Here is a 20,441-nt window from a genome sequence, read left to right as displayed (position 1 = left end):
TCAGCGATATAAAAGCGCACAATCGGCTATGCGATAAATTTCTGTCTGTTAAACCCGAACCCTTATACCGCCTAAAGTGAATATCGGGTTCGATTTAAGAACTCACCATAGCGAGTCACACAACACATCAATATCAATGCGATTTTCAAAATTCGCTGAATATTCAACAATCATATGTGGCACGATAAAATTTACTAGCACAACCGATCTATTGGTTACTATAATATTTAATACGTTAAATAGTTTAATAAATATCAAGAATTGATTTCAAAAACCGATTGCGAGGTGAGTGAAACTTGTTTAACCCAGCGGCAAAATAAAAATCCAGAATTTCAAGGAACACATGTTGAATCGAAGCGAGGTGCCTTGATATCAATGTCGATTTTGTCGGCTACTTACCTCAAGATTTGAAGGAATGTTTACTGCCGATGAGCTAAGTTTCAATTTCTCTTTTTTTAGTTTTGCATCAATATTCACATACCGCGGACTTTTAACCAAATATAGAATCGATGAACGTTATCGCATCAATGGAATAGAGATTTTTGGTAGCTCTCAAATATTTTTATTTATTTTCGTTCGGAAATTTCATCAAGAATAGAAAGGCTACCCAATATAAGTGCACGAATGCCAATGGCATATTCATCATCTATACCCGGAATGCCGAGGTTTGATTGATAACGGGTTAAATCCTCTTCATCTTTATTATCCGGCAAAACGCTATCAGCTACCGAAAGTGTGTGATAACAAATGGTAAAAGCCAGCCAATGCGACTGAATGAATGAAAGATGGTAGGTTTCAGCGAGTTTCTGTTGATGTATAAAAATGCGCTGTTCGATTGCGGGAGTAATCATATCGCGGCGAAGCAGATAAGGCGTTATACCTTGATGGGTTTCGACGAGTTTCCACAATGAAGAAGCAAGTGTTACAAGATAATCATGCAAACTAACGTTTGACGTTATTTGAGGTAATTTCCACTTCAAGAAAATGGTTTCTGCAGCAAGAGTTTTTAAAGCCTCCAATCCGTTAACGTGATTATAGAGAGCCATATGGCTCACACCTAATTTTTCAGCAACGCCAACAAATGTAATTTTGGGTAGCCCAATTTCAATAGCGGCTTCCAGTATTCTATCTTTGTTGATTGTAGGCGGTCTTCCCCGTGAAAGTTTTTTGGGCGGTTCAGTCATTAGAGCCAATTTTGTTCGAGTTTTAAGAAAGAAATTTGAAAAAATATATCACGAACAATTGAATGGAACAATCAGATGGCTTCCGGGCCTAACAACTTTTTGTCTTTAAATTCTGCATCTTATGTGACGTAAGCATTTTTAACGAGTGAAAATTTATCGAGGCGAAACTGCCCAACCAATATGCACCCATTATGTATCGTCATCTCATCTGTTTTAATGGTCTTATTAACCCGAAATGATGGTTAGCTAACTTAATTAGGCAAGCTGCTCACGCATTTTATCCAACTCAACGGACCAAAAGAACAAGTGTTGCGCTATATGATTTTTGTAGTTTTTTGAAAACTAATATCCGGTTCGATAAATGGCTAACAAAAAAGCCATATAGAATGCTATATGGCTTTTTCCTGATTTGACTGGTCAATGTGCAATAAGGACTACTAAAATTTCATTTTCAAACCAACACCGAATTCACGTGGTTCGGTAATATAAGCTTGAATGCCTGCTATACGATCGCGATTTTTTTCTGTTGGAACACGCTCATCAAACAGATTTTTTGCATAGCCAAATATTTCCATATGATCATTCGGTTTATATGATAGCTGCATATTGGCAATTGCATAGGATCCCACGCGTAAAGCCGGATCATTATCATCTGTTGAATAGTAGTCATCTGTGTAGCGCACATCGCCACTCAACCGAAGGTTTTCTATGATATCCCAATCAGCACCGACATTGAACATGTAACCCGGTGCTTTTGCAAATTTCTTACCATCAAACACATTGCCGCGTGTGTCACCGAATTCACTTGTATCGGTATGGAGAAGCCCGAGGCCTCCGCGCAACAGAAGATTGTCAAGCAATTGATAATCGGCTCCCAATTCCGCACCGTAAGTTTTTGCTTCATCGGCATTGACGATGATTGAACCGAATTGTTTGCCGTTCATGTAATCGGTGACAGAACGTTGGGAATCTGTGTAGCGGGTGTAGAAAATATTCGGAGTAATAGAGAGTTTGCTGTCAAGCACGGTGATACGCGAGAAAATTTCATAGTTCCACGCTTTTTCAGCATCAAAATCATAATACCGCTTACCGGAAAAATTAAGTCCGGTTCCGCCCGGCAAATAACCGCGAGAAGCCATAACACCAACAGTTATATCGTCGCGAATATCGTAAGAGAGTGAAATTTTCGGAAGTACAGCATCAAAACTTTCATCATAAATGTGGCGAACACCCGGAACATAGCTTGCAACACCGTCGTGCCGGATACCGTCATATTGATAACGCAAACCTCCGGTCAACGCCCATTTTTCAGCAAAACGATATGTCAGTTCGCTGAAAACACCGACACTGTCCTGATCAACGGTAAAATCGGTTGATGCAAAGTCGTGCAACATATGGTTGTCCGAATTGCTTTTTGAATAAAACACGCCGCCAAGACCACTTAAAGTCGTTGTTTCGTCGCCAAAATTGACGCGAAATTCGTTCGAAACATTATCATAGTCTTTTGAAGCGGTACCGTTAAACGAACGACCGAAGTTATAATCATATGTGCCGTTTGAATATTGTAACTCGTTAAACAGAATAACCGTGTTTCCCAGATCGTATTTCATGTCAAAAATACCGGCATCGGTTTTGGTCTGGATATTGTCTGTACTATCACGTGTATCGTGAAGTTGGTCATAGGGGTGTGAGGCAATTTCGAAAGCAGGCCGCCGTGAATCCATGTGTGAATAGGTAAGCTTGCCTTCCAATCCGGGTATTTCGGAAGGTTGCCAAAGCAGCTTTACACGGCCGTTGACATTACGCGGGTCGTTATCCATATCCGAATCCAGAAACTGGGGATTTGTATATTTGATAAATGTATCGCGCCCGCTATAATCAAGTGCGATACGACCAGCGAGTTCTGGTGTTATAGGCCCCGAAGCCATAAGAGAGCCGCGTTTTTGTTGTCTGGTGCCATAGAGAGTTTGTATTTCTGCCTCTGGCGTAAAAGTAGGATCTTTTGTCTTGATAACAATCGCACCGGCGATCGCGTTTGCACCTTGCGTTGTCGTTTGCGGACCGCGGAATACTTCAACAGATTCGACATCCCAAATCGGTGCAGCGCCAATACCGAATTCGCCCGCACTCAGATAACGTCCATCTACGCTGATTGTCGCACGGGGAATTGGGTTGGCTAAATAGGCATTACCTTTTACCAACGGACCTTTGGTATCAACACCGCGGATAATCGGCGCATCACTGTCATTTGTATAAAGAACGTTCGGCGTTCCTTTGAGAAGATCGGTCAGCGTTGTCACAGCAGGCCGTTCCGCGATACGGTCACCGCTGAGCACCGTCACCGAACTTGCGGTATGCTGAAGCGATCGCAAAGATTTTTCACCGCTAATGACGACTTTTTCCAATACAGTATTATTAGACGTTGTTTGTTTCTGATCCTCTTTTTCCTCGGCAAAAGCAGAAGGAACCGCAGAAGATAATACAATCAAACCACAAATGATCTGATAATGGGCTGACGATAGGAAAAACCGGTTTTTCGATAGCGTTTTTGACATCAGATGAGACCTTTTAGGGAAAACGAAGAAAATATGAGTTTATTACTCATGATATAAATTAAGTCAATATTTATTTTATATAGTGAAACAAAATATCCTCATTTTGTTTTGGCCCATTTTCTCACTTCGCCCAGCGTGTAACGGGCACTCAAAAAACTGGGCGTAAAAACCTTTGAGCCATCAAGATAAATGACACGTCCCTCGCGCGCCGGTTTCATATAAGTTGCCCACCCTGGTACCAGTTTATTCAAAGCTTCGTTTGTCGCTTCAACGCTTTTGTCAGGAGCTCCCCAATTAATGATTACAACAAGAATATCCGGATTAAGGGAACCGAATGTTTCTGCACTGATTGGCAATACTATTTTTGGAGATCCGTCTGAATGGGTCTTGTCGTTCGAAACTTCAAAAGGTTTCATTCCCAAATCATTAAGAGGTTGAGAAACGCCAATCCCCTCTCCCACAATGTTGATCTGATCCATTATGATGACAGGTAAATATGTCTTGTTTTCGAGACTTTCCGGAAGCTGTTTTTTTGTTTCCTGAACATCTTCAAGATATTTTTCTTTTAGAGTTTGGAATGCGGTTTCTTTACCGAAAAGTTTTGCAAGGTTTTCTTCAATGACAAAATTATCAAGATGACCGGTCGTGTAATGCTGCATATAGACGGGCGCAACGGTAGAAAGCTGTTTGACCTTATCGACATCGAACTCCGTACCAATAATAAGATCCGGTTTCATTGAATAAAGTTTTTCAAGATCAACTTGACGGTTATTCCCTATTCCTTGAGGTTTTTTCTGGTTCGGCCCGAACAGAGTATCAATGAAATCGGCACCGACCTGATATGTGCCGTCATCGGCGCGGCCAAAACTGCCAATCGGATTGACGCCAAGCTCGATCATCGGAATGGCGATTGCTGGCTCACTCATTACAACGACCCTCTCGGGATGATCCGGAATATCGACTGTGCGCCCCATAGTATCAACGACTTCCCGAGCCTCGGCGGTTGCGGAAATTGCGAGTAGAACAGTGCTGATTAACAAAGTTGAATATTTGATACGCATGAAATATTTCCTTATTTTTGAAAATACTGACGAAGGGTTTTTAGGCGTAAAACGATAATGAACAACGGAACACCGATAATGGTGGTTGTTAATCCCAAAGGCATAGCAATGGTTGTTGCGTTTTTCGAAATGATGTCGGCCCCGATGACGAGATTTGCCCCCACAAGACCCGAAAGATAAAGTCTGGCACTCCCATTCGCACCACTCATAAATTGTGCAAGTTGCGGTGCCAGAATGCCTAAAAAAGCGAGCGGCCCCACAATTGTTACAGAAGCGGCACTTAACAAGACAGCGAATAATAATAATAGGGGACGGGAAATGATAACCGGTTCACCGAGCGATTGCGCAAGCTCGTTTCCCAAGTCGTACCGGTTGAGAGAATGTCCGGAGAGAAAAATTCCGACGAGGCTGAACACAAAAAGCGGTAGAAATGCCGAAACGCTTAACCAGTTGGCCTGAAAAAGAGAACCGGCCATCCAGCTTGATGCATTGTAGGAGGCTTCGGTTGGCAGATAAAGTATCAGGAAAGAATTGATTGAAGCAAGGACCGTTGCAACGGCAATCCCCATTAAGAGAATGACCAGACCGCCTGAATGCCGGTTACCAACCAGAGCAAGCAACACCAATGCCGTGCCCAAGCCTCCGGCAAGAGAAGCAAATGTAATGAGAACACGGGAGGCTGTAGGAATGAAAGCAAGCAAAACAATTGTCGTTGTCAAGGAACCGTGACTAATACCGAACAAACCCGGATCAGCCAAAGGATTACGGGCAATCGGTTGTAGAATAGCTCCGGAAACTGCCACACTCCAGCCAATCAAAAATGCCAAAGCCAAACGTGGAAGGCGCACATCCCATAAAGCAAAATAGGATTGGTGATTGATCTCTTCGCCCGAGACAAGTTTCAAGAAATCGTAAAGGCCGGTATCGATTGTTCCTAAATTCAAGGAAATGAGAAAAAGAAAAAATGCGGACAATAAAAGCAAAATCCCGACCAGGAAATTGCGGATGACAAGCTCTTTTCCATTTGCAAAGCGGATCGAAAGCCGTTCGTCAAGTGTGCGCGATATCTTCATATGTCGTTCCTGTTCTTTGGAGAAACATAGAATTTTCGGATCAATAAAATGAAAACGATACCGCCGAATAGATCCAGAATAATTCCGGTATTGACGACATAGGGTTGAAAAGCATTTTGCGAGATAGTACTCGCCAAAAGACATAGAGTTGCTCCCGTTAATGCCGAAGCCGGTAAAGTTACTTTAAAATCCTGTCCGACAAGCGGTTTTATCATATGTGGTACAATCAGACCGATAAAACTGATTGGTCCGCAGACGGCTACAGCGGAACACGAGGCGACAATTGCGCATGCCAGAGCGAAGCGGGAAACAGCGACCGTTCTTACCCCCATTGAAGAGGCTTTCTCACTGCCAAGGAGAATGAGGGTTAGCGGCTTCGACAACATAAAAATCAATGCGAGCGCCAAGATACCAATCCACCAGAATTGATACAGCCGATCAATATAGGCATGGTTGATATTACCGGCAATCCATGACAGGAACTCGCCTCTTCTATCGGCATAAGACAGTAAAAGTGCATTGCTTAGGCCGATGAGCAGCATGGATACAAGCGAACCGGATAAAATAAGCATGAGACCGGTGGTCTTTTCGTTGCCGCCGGCTATACGTGCAATGATTGTACAGAGAAGAAAACCGAACAGCCCACCACATAAAGCGGCTAACCCCTGCTCTGCCAGATTTGCGCCGAAAACGAGCGCACCACCCACGACAAAAAGCGTCGCTCCTGCATTGATTCCGAGTGAAGAAGCCGAAGCGAGAGGATTACGGATAAGCCCTTGAAATACCAATCCCGAGCTTGCCATAATCAGACCTGCATAAATAGCAATAATTGCGCGTGGGAGGCGCTGGTAAAGGATGGATGCCTGACCATAATTGTTCGGCTCTCGCCATACCAGAACTTGAAAAACATCAGACGGCGAAGAAAATGTGCCACCCCAAGCTATTCCGAAATAGAAAACAAATAAAAAAAGAACAACACTCCCGGCCCAGAACTTGGAAAAAATCATTTTATTCTTCCATGTACCGAACAGACTGGGCCGCGTCGGGATAAGGCTGACAAATGAGATGCCCGTTATGAACAAACAATTCTGCCGGAATTCCGAAGACTTGCTGTAAATTTTCTTCCGTAACAACATCTTGCGTTCGGCCGTGAGCATGAATTTTGCCCGCTTTCACCATCACGACATAATCGGCAAAATAGGTCGCCAGATTGATATCGTGCAAAACGACGATGACAGTCTTTTTCAGCTCGCAACTCAATTCCCGAACGAGCTTCAAAATAGCGTACTGATATTTGACATCGAGATGATTGACCGGCTCGTCAAGCAATATCATATCGGTTTTTTGCGCCAATACGAGCGCGAGCCAGGCTCTTTGCTTTTGTCCGCCCGAAAGAGAATTAACAGGTAAATGCGCCTTGTCAGCTAGCCCGACAATCTCGAGAACCTGATGGAAATATTCGCGATCTTTCGCTGAAGGGCCGGAAAATAAAGAATTACGTGCATAAGAGGAGAGCTCGATAAGTTGTCCCAATGTCAGATAATCGGGACAAAAACTCTCCTGAGGAAGATACGAAACGAGTTGTGCAAGTTTTTTTCGATGAAAACTTCTGATATCGCGCCCATCCAAGGTGATATTACCACCTTGAAGACCCAAAAACCCCATGATCGCTTTGAGAAGCGTTGATTTGCCACAACCATTTTGACCAATAAGAGCTGTAACTTCACCAGGAATAAAATTGACGGAAATATCGTGCAAGATTGTCAACTTGCCATATCCGGCTTTTACGTTGTGTAAATCCAGTTTCATATCGCCCTCAATTTATTTTAGGGCGTAAACTATATAAAATTTCTCAAGTTTGCAATCTCAAAAAATAAGGGAATATTTTCGGATATTACCTGTTTTCTATAAGATCATACGGATATTAAGTCGAGTAGACACCGTCATGATAAAATTGAGCGCTCCACCTGCCCTTGTTGTGGTTGCGGAAATGCTAAAAACTTCGACATTTTGAACTAATAGATTTCCGTATGCGATGAAGCTAACAAATTTTCTCACTATCCACTTTAGTAACGAGATAGCTAATCAATCAATATAACCCATTCGATATGCCGGATAATGGGTTAAAACCCAATATTCCGAATTTGTCCGGCGCACTCTTTTCAGCCTCTCAAATTCATGATCTTTGGGAACAAAAAACTGAAAAGATGGCCAGTTTCAAAGCTGTTTGTTAACTGGAGTCATTGATTAGTCGACAGGATTTTGGGCTCATTCCAAAACTGGGAAGTTTTCACAGTGCCATGTAATCATCACCGTAATATGTGATTATATTACCCGACATCTTGCAGAAAAAATGCCGACATCTGGATGTTTTTTAACCGAGAATATTGTGCCGGCATTTTTATTCAATGGGCCTATTTTGCGTCGACCTCGAAAGTTAGTCCTTGATAGGCTGGTTCGACATTGTCGGGCGTATATTTCGCCACCTCGTCGTAATCCAGAGCAATATGCATATGTGTCAAGATAACCCGCTTGGCATTGAGTTTTTTACCCCATTCAACCGCTTGGTCGACGGAAAAATGACTTGGATGAGGGCGATATTGAAGAGCACCGATAATCAACACATCAAGGTTTTCGAGATATTGTGGGGTCTCTTCAGGAAAAGCATTCACATCGGTACAATAGGCGACGTTATCCAGCCGGAAACCGAGCGAGTGGATATCCCCGTGTATTTGTAAAACAGGCATAAGGGTTATCGGCCCGCCCGCACCATCTATCGTGAATTTGTTGTAAGGGGTAATTCTTATACGGTTTAATATTGGAGGATAATTCGACCCTTCCGGCGTTTTGAAACAATAGCCAAATGCTTCGTCCAGTCTTTGGTATGTCTCATCATCGGCATAGATATTCATAAGATGATGTTGGGTTATTGCATAAGTCCTCAGATCATCAATTCCGTGAATATGATCTGCATGAGGATGAGTATAGACGACAGACGTTATTTCATGAACATGATGGTCAACCATCTGCGAACGGAAGTCTGGCCCTGTGTCGACAACAACGGTTGTTCGATCTCCATTTTCCTTGATACGTTCAATCAATATCGATGCGCGATAGCGATAATTTTTAGGATTATCGGGGTTGCATGCCCCCCAATCACCATTAGCACGGGGAACCCCCGGCGAGGAGCCGCAACCAAGTATTGTAAACTTGTAGCGATCTTGCATAAATCTTGTCCTATTTCATCTTGGAGAAAATACGGTAAGCATTTTCCGTGGTGTGCTTGGCTATTTCATTAAACGGGACACCAAGAACATCAGCCAATACTAACGCAGTCTGTTTGACAAAGGAAGGTTCATTTGTCTTGCCCCTGAACGGCACGGGCGCGAGATAAGGTGAATCGGTTTCGACCAACACTCGTTCTATTGGCACGGTTTTGGCAATCTGGCGGACATTTTCAGCATTTTTGAACGTCAATATGCCTGAAAACGAGATATATCCGCCAAGTTCCAGTGCCGTTTGTGCAAGCTCACCTCCGGATGAAAAACTATGAAGGATGAAAGGAAATCTTCCTTTTTTTGTTTCTTCAACCAGAATGTCGCGTGTGTCATTGTCGGCATCGCGTGTATGGATAACAAGTGGCAAAAGGCTTTCGCGGGCGGCAACGATATGTTCGTGAAAATTACGTTTTTGCTCCGCGGGTGTAGCATCGTCATAATGGTAATCGAGCCCCACCTCGCCTATCGCCACAACTTTCGGATTTTTTGCAAATTCCAGAAGTTTTTCAGCTGTCGTGTCATTTTCGTCATGAGAAGAACTTGGATGTGTGCCAACCGAGCAATACACATCCTCGAACCGTTCTGTTATATCCAACAGCTTGTCCATATCCCGAACAAGCGTGGAAATAGTGATCATCCGAGCCACGCCGGCCTTATGAGCACGATCGACGACTTCATTGAGCTCTTTGCTGAAAGTCTCGAAATCCAGATGGCAATGTGTATCGACAAGCATGGTCAATCTTCGTCTTCTGTGGGAACGTAACGTGGAAATACCGGCTCTGGTGCCGGCAATTTCGTTTCCGGAACAATTTTCCGGCTAACTATATCATCAAGCATACGTTCGTTTTGATCAATTGCCAGCAAATCAAGGAGTTTTGAAGCTGATTGCGGAATGAAAGGACAAAGCAAAATGCCAACTTCTCTCAGTACTTCAACTGTTACATAAAGAACCGTCGAGAAGCGTTTGAAATCCGTCTTTTTTAGTGCCCACGGTTCTTCCGTAGCAAAATAACGATTCGCATCCGAAATAACTGCAAAAATGGCACTTAAAGCCAAATGCGGTGCTTGCTTTGCCATTGTTTCACGAGCTGTTTGAAGCGCGTTTTTGCATTTATCCAAAAGCTCGTTATCCTGCTTAAGAAATTTGTCAGGAACCGGCACAAGGCCATCACAGTTTTTCATAATCATCGAAAGTGATCTCTGCGCGAGATTACCAAGATCATTGGCGAGATCAGCGTTTGTCCGATTGACAATAGCATCGTGACTATAACTTCCATCCTGACCGAACGGCACTTCCCGCAGAAAGAAATAGCGCACCTGATCAAGGCCGTAATGTTCAACCATCTTGAACGGATCAATAACATTTCCGACTGATTTCGACATTTTTTCCCCACGGTTCAATAAAAATCCGTGTGCAAAAACACGCTTCGGAAGGGCAATCCCCGCCGACATTAAAAATGCCGGCCAATAGATTGCATGAAAGCGAATAATATCTTTACCGATGATATGGGCATTCGCAGGCCAAAAATCCGACCTTGGCGTATTCTTGTTCGGAAAGCCGGTGGCTGTCAGATAGTTTGTCAGTGCATCCACCCACACATACATGACATGTTTGGGGTTACCCGGTACCGGTATTCCCCAATTGAATGTTGTACGGGATATAGAAAGGTCTTTCAGACCGGATTTCACAAAACTGATAATTTCGTTCCGGCGCTCATTCGGACCAATGAAGTCGGGATTTTTTTCGTAAAATTCCAATAAACGATCTTCATATTTAGACAGACGGAAAAAATAGCTTTCCTCTTCATTCCATTCCACCGGTGAACCGACTTCTTTCTCCCGCCGGACTCCATCTTCCCCTACTTCAGTGTCGCTCTCGTCATAGTAAGCTTCCTGACGCACAGAATACCAGCCCGAATAACGATCAAGATAAATGTCGCCGTTTTCTTCCATCAACTTCCAGATGGCCTGACAGGCACCATAATGGCGCTTTTCGGTTGTGCGAATAAAGTCATCATTCGAGACATTCAATGTCTTGAGCATTTTTTGAAACACGGCACTGTTGCGGTCCGCCAGCTCCAGTGGCGTCAATCCCAGTTTTTCGGCAGTCTGCTGCATTTTTAAACCATGCTCGTCGGTGCCGGAAAGAAAAAACACATCCTTGCCATTGGCTCGTTCAAAACGTGCCATAGCATCTGTTGCAATAGCGTTATAGGCATGACCTATATGGGGATTGCCATTCGGATAAAAAATCGGTGTTGTTATATAAAATTTTTCACGCATCGGATATCCAACTATATCAATATCAGCTTTTCATCTGACATAGCGATAGTTGAGGCACTTGTCACGGAAAAACCAAATAGTCAGACATCTTCCGCAATCAATTTATGAAGTTTATAAAGAACATTAATCACAAATTGTTTTTTATCCAGATTAAATGCTTCTGTTTTTGCGACCTCGTCAGCAATATTCTTCCAAGCATCGGCATAGCGGTTACTTAGCAACGAATTCCCGCCAAGCCCTGCATTCATCGCTTTTGATGAGATAATAGAAAGCAAATTATCGCAAAACTGGTGAAATTGAATGATAGCGTCGCGCCCCGATAAGGCTTGCGCAATTGTCTGAGCTTTAACGACATCAAAGACCGACCCATTCAATATTTCTCGTTGAACGCGGATAATTTCCATTCCGCCATAACATATCAATAGAGCTGCTTTTCTGACACTTCCCTCGGATTCTGCTATGATTGCGTCCAATTCAGATGTCTGTGGTAACTGGTTTACCAGAATATGGTGGAGCGCTTTTTCCATATTATCGTAATCAAGTGGACGAAATTTGACGAGATGACAGCGCGAACGGATTGTCGGTAATAAACGTCCCGACGAATTCGATATAAGAATAAAAAGCGTTTTTTCCGGTGGTTCTTCAAGGGTTTTCAAAACGCCGTTTGCGGCAGCCCTATTCATATCGTCAGCGGTATCGATGATCACGACTCGCCAGCCACCATTATAGGAGGTTTGACCTAAAAACCGGTTGATTTCTCTTATATCGTCAATCGTTATACCGGTATTGAAGCGTTCTGTTTTGTTGTCATATCGCCTTGAAATATGGATAACGGAAGGATGACTGCCTTGAGCAATTTGCCGCCAAATCGGCGAGCTATCATCGGGTGCTATAAAATCTCCGGAAGCCGAGGAAAGAATATTCCATGCCAGATGGTAAGCTAATGTTGCCTTTCCGATACCAAGCGGGCCTTCAAACAACAGGGCGTGATGGAGACGCCCCTCTTTGCGCATATTGCCGAGCGAGCTTATTACGCTGTTGTGGCCAAAAATATGTGTGTTTTGCGAAGGACGGATAACGCCATCAATGTCATCATATTGTCTTGGCGTTTCAAGTTCTGGCATCTTTTTTCCTGTCCAAAAAAAGCAAAGTTATATTTTCTATTTTTTTCGCGATGTCATTAATATCCCGGGTTGCATCGATAACATAACATCTTTGCGGTTCTGCTTCCGCTATTTTGAGGAAGGCTTGCCGACGCGCTTCTTGAACTGCAAGAGCGTCTTTTTCAAAACGGTCCACTTTTACGGCCTTTCCACGCCGCTTATTTGCCCTTTCCATACCCGCTTTTGCCGGTAAATCCAGTATAAAAGTGATATCGGGCATATGCCCATGAATTGCCGATTTCTCGAGTATCTCGAGATATTGATTGATATTCTCGCCATTTGCCCCCTGATAAACTCTGGTCGAATCAATGAACCGGTCACACAAGACAATTTTTCCTTCTTTTAATGCCGGTTCGATGACTTCGTTCACATGATCAATGCGTGCGGCGGCAAAAAGTGTGGCCTCAAAAAGCTTACCGGCTTTTAAAGCGCTTCCCGAAAGAAGGACATGCCTTATTGCCTCGCCACCCTCAGTGCCACCGGGTTCGCGGGTAACAACCACGTCATAACCTTTTTGTTTAAGGAATTGTCCTAATAGATTGATTTGAGTAGACTTTCCAGCACCCTCCCCACCCTCGAATGTAAAAAAATAGCCACTCACTTTGAAATCCTGAATATTATTTATGACAGATCAAATATATTTTCTTAGCCAACCGATTGTCAGTTCATATAAGGCATCTTTGGCTTTTCCGACAAGTCCTGTCTCATGAACTTCATCAGCAGTAAAAACCGGCTTTTCCAGAAGAACGGTTTTATTCGCCAATATTTGTAATTTACCGACTTCAACATTAGGCGATATAGGCGCGTCCAGTGGTCCATGATAAACGATCCTGGCCGATATGACCGGTTTTTTTTCGACATTCATCAAAATGTCGACAGGTTCCTTGACAGAAAGCGGGACAACCGGCTTCACGCCACCAAAAACACGTGCGTAACCAACAATTACATCTTTCGGAAAAACCTGTTTGAATTCGAATGCATTCATTCCCCAGTTCAATAATTTCGCGGCTTCGGTCGGCCGATCTTTTTCTTTTTTAATACCGTTTAAAACCAGAAAAAGTTGTCTGTTATTATTCTCGATAACTGAAGATGTAGAAAATCCTGAATTGTCGCTATAGGCATTTGCAAAGCCTTGAGCACCAATATCCAAAGCAAAAAGCGGATTTTTATTACGTTGGGTAATTCTGCTCCAGGTTATTTCCGGCTCGGAATAAATTTTGAAATATTTCGGATAATGCGTCGCGATATATCGTGATAATCTTACAATATCGCTGGCGGTGGTATATTGGCCATTTTGCGGTAATCCGGTTGCATTTACAAAATGGCTCGAGTTCAGCCCCAATTCTTTGGCTCGTTCATTCATAAGATCAGCAAATTTTTCTTCACTGCCGGAAATACCTTCCGCCAAAGCAATTGCCGCATCATTGCCGTTTACGATAATCATGCCGCGCAGCAAATCAAGAACGCTTATATCACTATTAACCGGAGCAAACATTGTATTTGTCCGCGATGGTGCACCTCCGGTCCTCCATGCGTTAATGCTGATGTGAAAAAGCTGGTCTTCACGCAATGCGCCACTATCGAGCAGATGAAAAACCACTTCCGCAGTCATCAGTTTGGCAAGAGATGCAGGTTCAAATTTCGTGTGAGGGCTTTTCTGATAAAGTATCGACCCTGTCTCACCGTCGATCATGATCGCTTGTGTGGCTGAAACTTCAAAATTTTGACCGAAAGATTTCGACGTTACAAAAGCGAAAAAAATGGACAATAAGATTTTGATAAGGGTTGAGCGCATCATTGATCTCCGTGATTTGTTTTCAGCACAAACCCGCGGTTCACTCAAGTGCTTAACGGAGACTACCAAAACTGAAAGCTTCACTCACACCTGTTGCCCAAGCCAGTTCAAGACTATCATCCGGTGTTCCAACGGCTGCTTTTCCACGTCTTGCAGCCGACTTTACCTGTACTTTCGCAAAATCTTTTCCAACAGTTGTTTTTGCGCTCTCTTTCATGTTGTTTTTGTCGGCCGGTTTTCCGGCTTTATTTGCAGAAGAGTCCTTCGAAACAGGAACAGATTTTAAATTGTCATTGTGATTGAGAACGGTATTGAAAACGTCATCTTTAGAGTTCTTGATCGCCTGATCAGCAAAGGCCACCAATTGGGAGTTTTCCGGCTTGAAAGCAGGAAGAGGTCCAACGTCCGGTAAATCCGGATAAGTCGTTCCAATTGTCGTCTGCTCATTAAATTGTGGAACAGCATCTATGTTGGAATTTTCCGATGCATTCTGTGTTGTCGGCAAATTAAAGTTTACCCCGGCCATAGCGAGCAATGTCTCAGGAGTTATGTTGCCTGGCTTGTAAGATGCCATAAGGAACTCGTTATCATTTCCCTCAATTGGAGCGCGCCCGACATATTCCACTTTTACGTCAGCCAAACCGTCATCTTTATAATCGAGCATTGTTGCTGCTTGTTTAGAGAGGTCAATAACCCGGTCAGCGGCAAAAGGTCCCCTATCATTGACGCGAACAATTATGGAAGCGCCATTTTCCAGATTTGTTACGCGTGCATAACTCGGGAGAGGCATTGTCGGATGGGCCGCAGTCAAATTATGCATATCATAAATCTCGCCATTCGCCGTCAAACGACCGTTGAAAGCTGCTCCATACCATGACGCACGACCTACTTTTTTATATGCCCGTTCGGATGTTGAAAGATAAGCAATGGGCCTTGCGGTCTTGCCTTCTTTATAGAAGCTATTTTCGGCCTGTACTGCTTTTCTCAAATGCGGTGTTGCCGGTTTTGCAGCAGGTATTACTGTATAAGCTTTGACTTGGCTGCTTTCGGGTTTGACAGGCGTTGTGCCTGCTACTTCTTTTGCATGATTGGCACACGCTGAAAGCATTATTGCGACGATTGAAACAAAAAAACCATGAGCAAAAACGTTGCTTTTGTTCTTTGTATTCTTTTCAACTTCTAACAGCATCAACTAACCCGTCTGATTTAACCATCAATAAGAGAAGGTGACGTGAGGCGGTCATTAACCTTGACATATTTACCCACGTTCCCGAGCCTTATCGTGTTGGATAAGATTTCATGCCGTTTCGATTAACACATCTTTAATAATTCTTTAAGAAGTGTATACGCGCGTGAGCCGACTTTCTTAAAATATCGTTAACAAACGCGCTTTTCCAATCCGGTCGTCCTTCTTAATTTTGCAATACCGACCAATGTGAAAACGAGGCTGACGGACAAGCGGATAGCGCGTAAAAACAAGAATTTGGAAACCTATCCAGACCGGGTGGATTTAAAGAACTAATTTTGTTAACCGGAAAAGAATGTAAATCAGACCAGTTTTATAAAAACAAACTTTTTGATGAACTGGTGAGCGCGCAGGGATTCGAACCCTGGACCTACTGATTAAAAGTCAGTTGCTCTACCGGCTGAGCTACGCGCTCTTTCACTAAGGTGATTACCTGATGAAAGTGGGCGGAACATACGGGCGAGATCGCGTCAGGTCAACACCTTTTAGCAAAAAATTTTCAACTCGTTTAAAAATTCTTGCTTTTCCCGACGTAAGTACGCCAGCTAAATACATATTTTTGCTGATCCCTCAAACGCCAAAAAGCGCGATCTTGTTTGACTTTTTACGGTACTGCCGAACGTTGATTGCCAATAATTGTCTATTGTAACGGAACAAAAAGCCGGTTTAACCGGTTTCCGGTTTATCGTTTCGGTGAATTAAAACCCATATCGTAAATTCGCTGTCGCGATGCAGATTCTAACCGTCAATCGTTCATCGCTTTGTTCAATGTCTATTCTTGCGAATCGCAAACATCTGATTGCGGTGACTTTATGGTTGCGAGCCGATCTGACACAGATTCTAATCGGCAAATGATATAACTGATGGCTAACTGCTTGATATGGACGGTAAAAAAGGATTACAAGGCACAATCAAAATTTTTGGAAATTTAGGAGCTTGGTATGTCGCTTCCGGATAAAGCTTTTCCCGTAAGCTGGGATCAATTTCATCGTGATGCACGCGCCTTGGCGTGGCGCATTGCTGACCAGAAAAAGGAATGGCGTTCTATGGTTGCCATCACCCGCGGCGGTTTGGTTCCCGCTGCTATTATCTGTCGTGAACTTGGGATTCGCCTTATAGAAACTGTATGTATTGCATCTTATCACGATTACCGACACCAATCGGAAATGGAGATACTTAAGGGAATTAGCGACAACGTCAAAGTCGATGATGGAGAAGGAGTTCTCGTTGTCGACGATTTGACTGACACGGGTAAAACAGCAAAAATCGTCCGTGACATGATTCCGAAGGCCCATTTCGCAACAGTTTATGCAAAACCGAAAGGCCGCGCACTCGTTGACACTTTTGTGACCGAAGTCAGTCAGGATACATGGATCTATTTCCCGTGGGACATGGGATACGCGTTCCAAAAACCGATAGCCGATTCACATGCAGGTTAATGGCAATCTAAAAAAAGATTCATCCTATCTCTTTCTAATCCGATTTGTATTACAAATCACCTTGATGGATTGACCCGACATAGGCTCCAGAAAAACGAATTCTGGAGCTTAATTTATTTGTACCTTACAAAAAACTGCTGCAGACAGAGAAGAATAGACATGCAGATCGATTTTAAAACCTGTTTTCTTAACAAGTTAGGCTTTTTAGAAAACCGTTAGCGGGTTTTCAATTGGAAGCAAAATCGGCTCAACAAAATCGAGCACATGCCCGCCCCCAAATACTTTTTCACTTTTTCGTTGCCACTCCACATTTCCTCGCCAATTGAGCTTTTTATTTAATTCAACAATTGGTCGGCGGAGCTCGATGCCCGAACCTTCAAACTGAAAACACTCGATTATTCGACACCCTTTGAGGCTTTGAGGCTTTGAGGCTTTGAGGCTTTGAGGCTTTGAGGCTTTGAGGCTTTGAGGCTTTGAGGCTTTGAGGCTTTGAGGCAAACTCGAATTGGTTATCTATTAGTTAAATAATCTATTTTTTCAGGCAAAATAAAAGGCCGCAAGCGGCCTTTCATTATTTCAATAATGAGTGAAGCATCAATTGCCGGACTTGGCTTTTTCCTGTTCGGCGCGCATTTTGTCTTCAAACTGTTTTTCCTTGGCTTGAACGGCTTTCTGGAGCTTCATCTGTTCTGCTTCAAAATCTTTTTCCTGCATACCCGGACCGGTATAGGCAGCGCTGAAACCGTCTAGCGAAATTTCAATCGGGTTAGGAGTGCCGCGGAAATTGATGGTTGTTACCACCAATTTCTGACCGGTCTTCATAGCATTGATGAGCTTGTCATCAAATGTATCATTAGCAATACAGCTCGGGCCGTTGCAGATAACATAAGGTATCTTCTTCACAGGGCCATCACCGACCTGAATGTGGACGCCTTCAGGAATAAAACGGCCTGTCGGTACCTGAATACCGATACGCTTTTCGTTCTGCTTTCCTTTGACCTCAACCAAATTTACAGCCGTCAGCGGTTGTCCGGTGTTGGAAACAACGGTATTCATTGTGTTACAAACATCAACATCCTGTTGCTTGCTGCAAACCTTATACCACCCCTGAGGCATGCCCTGAGCATTGGCGATGCTATGTGACGCAACGAGTAGAGCAGCAGCGCCAGCCAATGCGGAAATAGCAGCGTAGGTTCTTTTATGGGACATGATCAGGCAAATCCTTTCAATGCGCAAATAAATAATCCCGAAAGGTAAATATCAACCTCTTTAATAACAGCTCTACGCAGAATTAGGGCAACAGGATGACGTTTCCTTCCTTTACAGCCGCATTTACACAAGATTAATCAAAAAATCCAGCGTTAGAAGCGAACAAATTATAAATTGCACCGATCTTTGTGTTTTTCCAATCACACTCCATTTAATGAACCACGGTTAAAAATGGTATTTTTTCTTGTAATTGATTATAAATCACACCCAAATAGTCGCTGACAGGTTAAAACTGGGCGAATCGGAATTATTCGGCTCCCAAGGGTTTCACATGAACATTGTCTATAAACTCGGTCTGTTCTTTATGATTCTCTGTTTGAGTTTCGGGCAAAATTGTCAGGCAAACGAAAACGGAATAGCAATGCACGGAACGCCCGCTTTACGTGCCGGTTTCGATCACTTTCCCTATGCCAATCCCGATGCTCCCAAAGGTGGCAAGATCACATACGGAGTGGTCGGTACATTTGACGGACTCAATCCTTTTGTTATTCGCAGTTTCCGGACAACTGCACGCGGTTTGTTTGCCGACGAGCAATTTGGCGGTCTCGTTTACGAAAGTTTGATGGTTCGTACGCGTGATGAACCATTTACGCTTTACGGTTTAATTGCTGATAACGTTATTTTGAATGACGATCGTACCGAAATCACATTTCATCTCAATCCCAAGGCCAGATTTTCTGACGGTACTGCAATTACGGCAGACGATGTCTTATTTACAGTCGATCTCTTAAAAAATAAGGGACGACCACCTTTCGACCGCTATATGAAGCGCATCGAACATATTGAAAAGCTCGACGAGCAGACAGTAAAAATGGAATTTCCACATTCGAAAGATCGTGAATTTCCTTTTATTTTGGCAAGCAGCATGCCTGTTCTTCCAAAACATGCAATCGACGTAGAAAATTTCGAAAAAAATGGTCTTACCCCAATTCCGGGAAGCGGCCCCTATATCATCTCCCATATTGATGCAGGCGAGCGCATAATTTACGAACGTGACCCCAATTATTGGGGAAAAGATTTGCCAGTAAACCGCGGTTTGAACAACTTTGATACGGTTCAGATCGAATATTTCCGTAATGACAATACCCGTTTCGAGGCTTTCAAAAAGGGGATTTTGGACGTTTTTCTTGAAGAACCGGCCAATCCGAACCGCTGGCGGTTGTCCTACAATTTTCCGGCTGTGCATCATGGCGACGTTATCAAAGAAAGTTTTAAAAAAGGAACACCGGCCGATATGATTGGCTTCGTGTTCAATACCAGAAAGCCTATTTTTAAAGATCGTAAAGTAAGGCAGGCACTTTCGCTTGTGTTTGACTTTGAATGGGTCAACCATAATCTCTTTAACGATGTCTATAGCCGCACGGAAGGTTTCTGGTGTGGGTCGACACTTTCTGCCGTGGGACGGCCGGCGTCAGACAAAGAAAAACAACTTTTAAGCCCCTACCCCGATGCTGTTTTACCCGAGGTCATGGACGGAACATGGCATAATATAAAAACCGACGGTTCCGGCATTGATCGGGCCTCTGCCGAAAAAGCTTGGCAGTTACTGAAAGAAGCCGGTTATAAACTGCAAAATCGGCAAGCAATTGGCCCGGACGGTCAACCGCTTCACTTTGAAATTATGACCCAGTCGTTGGAAGAAGAAAAAATCGCACTTGCCTATCAGCGTTCGCTTGAGAGAATTGGTGTCGGGGTAGACGTGCGAACGGTTGATGACACACAATATCAAAACCGGTTAACCTCTTTTGACTACGACGTGATTGTCGGAAAATTAAAAGCGTCGCTCTCGCCCGGTAATGAGCAGCTTAATCGTTGGGGTTCTTCTTCGCGCGACCTTGAAGGTAGTTTCAATTTTTCCGGAACATCCGATCCGGCAATTGACGCCATGATTTCAGCTTTGCTCGATGCCCGCTCGAATGAAGATTTTACAGCAGCCGTCAGAGCTCTTGATCGTGTACTCATCTCGGGGAGTTACTATCTTCCGCTTTATCATTTACCTGACCAATGGGTTGCACATTGGTCACGTATAGAATATCCGGCCTATACCCCGCTTTATGGATATCGCTTGCCGGCCTGGTGGCACCGCTAAAGGAAA

16 protein-coding genes and 1 tRNA gene are annotated in these 20,441 nt (G+C 43.6%); 2 read left to right on the top strand and 15 right to left on the bottom strand.

Annotation, left to right across the window (positions count from 1 at the left end; all coding sequences use genetic code 11):
- Nucleotides 1-566 precede the first annotated feature (566 nt).
- From H3S83_RS07060 to H3S83_RS06995, 14 genes are all read right to left on the bottom strand, one after another.
- On the bottom strand, nucleotides 567-1,184 hold the full coding sequence (locus tag H3S83_RS07060) for a TetR/AcrR family transcriptional regulator (protein ID WP_198239274.1): 618 nt from the start codon (nucleotides 1,182-1,184) through the stop codon (nucleotides 567-569).
- 437 nt (nucleotides 1,185-1,621) lie between these two features.
- Nucleotides 1,622-3,739 (bottom strand): TonB-dependent receptor, encoded by a 2,118-nt coding sequence (locus tag H3S83_RS07055; protein WP_198239273.1) that lies wholly within the window; start codon nucleotides 3,737-3,739, stop codon nucleotides 1,622-1,624.
- Nucleotides 3,740-3,837: 98 nt separating this feature from the next.
- A complete protein-coding gene (locus tag H3S83_RS07050; RefSeq protein WP_198239272.1) occupies nucleotides 3,838-4,800 on the bottom strand; it encodes an ABC transporter substrate-binding protein in 963 nt (320 codons plus the stop codon).
- Nucleotides 4,801-4,811: 11 nt separating this feature from the next.
- A complete protein-coding gene (locus H3S83_RS07045; RefSeq protein WP_078039515.1) occupies nucleotides 4,812-5,873 on the bottom strand; it encodes an iron ABC transporter permease in 1,062 nt (353 codons plus the stop codon).
- Nucleotides 5,870-6,880 carry an iron ABC transporter permease gene (locus H3S83_RS07040; protein WP_198234182.1) on the bottom strand — a complete coding sequence of 337 codons (1,011 nt, stop codon included), beginning with the start codon at nucleotides 6,878-6,880 and terminating at the stop codon, nucleotides 5,870-5,872. The genes H3S83_RS07045 and H3S83_RS07040 overlap by 4 nt, the downstream gene beginning before the upstream one ends.
- 1 nt (nucleotide 6,881) lies before the next feature.
- Nucleotides 6,882-7,682: an ABC transporter ATP-binding protein gene (locus tag H3S83_RS07035; RefSeq protein WP_198239271.1), complete on the bottom strand. Its 801-nt coding sequence runs from the start codon at nucleotides 7,680-7,682 to the stop codon at nucleotides 6,882-6,884.
- 605 nt (nucleotides 7,683-8,287) lie between these two features.
- Entirely contained in the window at nucleotides 8,288-9,100 is an 813-nt protein-coding gene (locus H3S83_RS07030; RefSeq protein ID WP_198239270.1) for an MBL fold metallo-hydrolase, read from the bottom strand.
- Nucleotides 9,101-9,110: 10 nt separating this feature from the next.
- Nucleotides 9,111-9,884 (bottom strand): TatD family hydrolase, encoded by a 774-nt coding sequence (locus H3S83_RS07025; protein ID WP_198239269.1) that lies wholly within the window; start codon nucleotides 9,882-9,884, stop codon nucleotides 9,111-9,113.
- A gap of 2 nt (nucleotides 9,885-9,886) precedes the next feature.
- Entirely contained in the window at nucleotides 9,887-11,434 is a 1,548-nt protein-coding gene (metG, locus tag H3S83_RS07020) for a methionine--tRNA ligase (RefSeq protein ID WP_198239268.1), read from the bottom strand.
- A gap of 80 nt (nucleotides 11,435-11,514) precedes the next feature.
- Nucleotides 11,515-12,558, bottom strand: a complete 1,044-nt coding sequence (locus tag H3S83_RS07015) for a DNA polymerase III subunit delta' (RefSeq protein ID WP_198239267.1) — start codon at nucleotides 12,556-12,558, stop codon at nucleotides 11,515-11,517.
- Entirely contained in the window at nucleotides 12,545-13,198 is a 654-nt protein-coding gene (gene tmk, locus H3S83_RS07010) for a dTMP kinase (protein WP_198232065.1), read from the bottom strand. Before tmk ends, H3S83_RS07015 begins: the two co-directional genes overlap by 14 nt.
- A 30-nt stretch (nucleotides 13,199-13,228) precedes the next feature.
- The gene (locus H3S83_RS07005) at nucleotides 13,229-14,395 is read right to left on the bottom strand and encodes a D-alanyl-D-alanine carboxypeptidase family protein (RefSeq protein WP_370541342.1); all 1,167 of its coding nucleotides are present in this window, start codon (nucleotides 14,393-14,395) and stop codon (nucleotides 13,229-13,231) included.
- 49 nt (nucleotides 14,396-14,444) lie between these two features.
- Nucleotides 14,445-15,581, bottom strand: a complete 1,137-nt coding sequence (locus tag H3S83_RS07000; RefSeq protein WP_246741720.1) for a septal ring lytic transglycosylase RlpA family protein — start codon at nucleotides 15,579-15,581, stop codon at nucleotides 14,445-14,447.
- Between the two features lie 396 nt (nucleotides 15,582-15,977).
- A tRNA-Lys gene (locus H3S83_RS06995) sits at nucleotides 15,978-16,053 on the bottom strand.
- A gap of 526 nt (nucleotides 16,054-16,579) precedes the next feature.
- On the opposite strand from H3S83_RS06995, the gene gpt reads away from it, so the two are divergent.
- Nucleotides 16,580-17,077: a xanthine phosphoribosyltransferase gene (gene gpt / locus H3S83_RS06990; RefSeq protein WP_078039507.1), complete on the top strand. Its 498-nt coding sequence runs from the start codon at nucleotides 16,580-16,582 to the stop codon at nucleotides 17,075-17,077.
- A 594-nt stretch (nucleotides 17,078-17,671) separates the two neighbouring features.
- On the opposite strand, the gene H3S83_RS06985 is transcribed toward gpt, so the two are convergent.
- Nucleotides 17,672-18,286, bottom strand: coding sequence for an invasion associated locus B family protein (locus H3S83_RS06985; RefSeq protein ID WP_077971483.1), 615 nt, complete (start codon nucleotides 18,284-18,286; stop codon nucleotides 17,672-17,674).
- A 364-nt stretch (nucleotides 18,287-18,650) separates the two neighbouring features.
- Here H3S83_RS06985 and H3S83_RS06980 point away from each other — a divergent pair, with 364 nt between their 5' ends.
- Entirely contained in the window at nucleotides 18,651-20,435 is a 1,785-nt protein-coding gene (locus H3S83_RS06980) for an extracellular solute-binding protein (protein ID WP_246741781.1), read from the top strand.
- The last annotated feature ends 6 nt before the right edge of the window (nucleotides 20,436-20,441 follow it).

The organism is Bartonella sp. W8122 (genome assembly GCF_016102485.1).
Lineage (GTDB): Bacteria > Pseudomonadota > Alphaproteobacteria > Rhizobiales > Rhizobiaceae > Bartonella > Bartonella apihabitans.
This window is presented reverse-complemented; position numbering and strand designations above follow the sequence as displayed.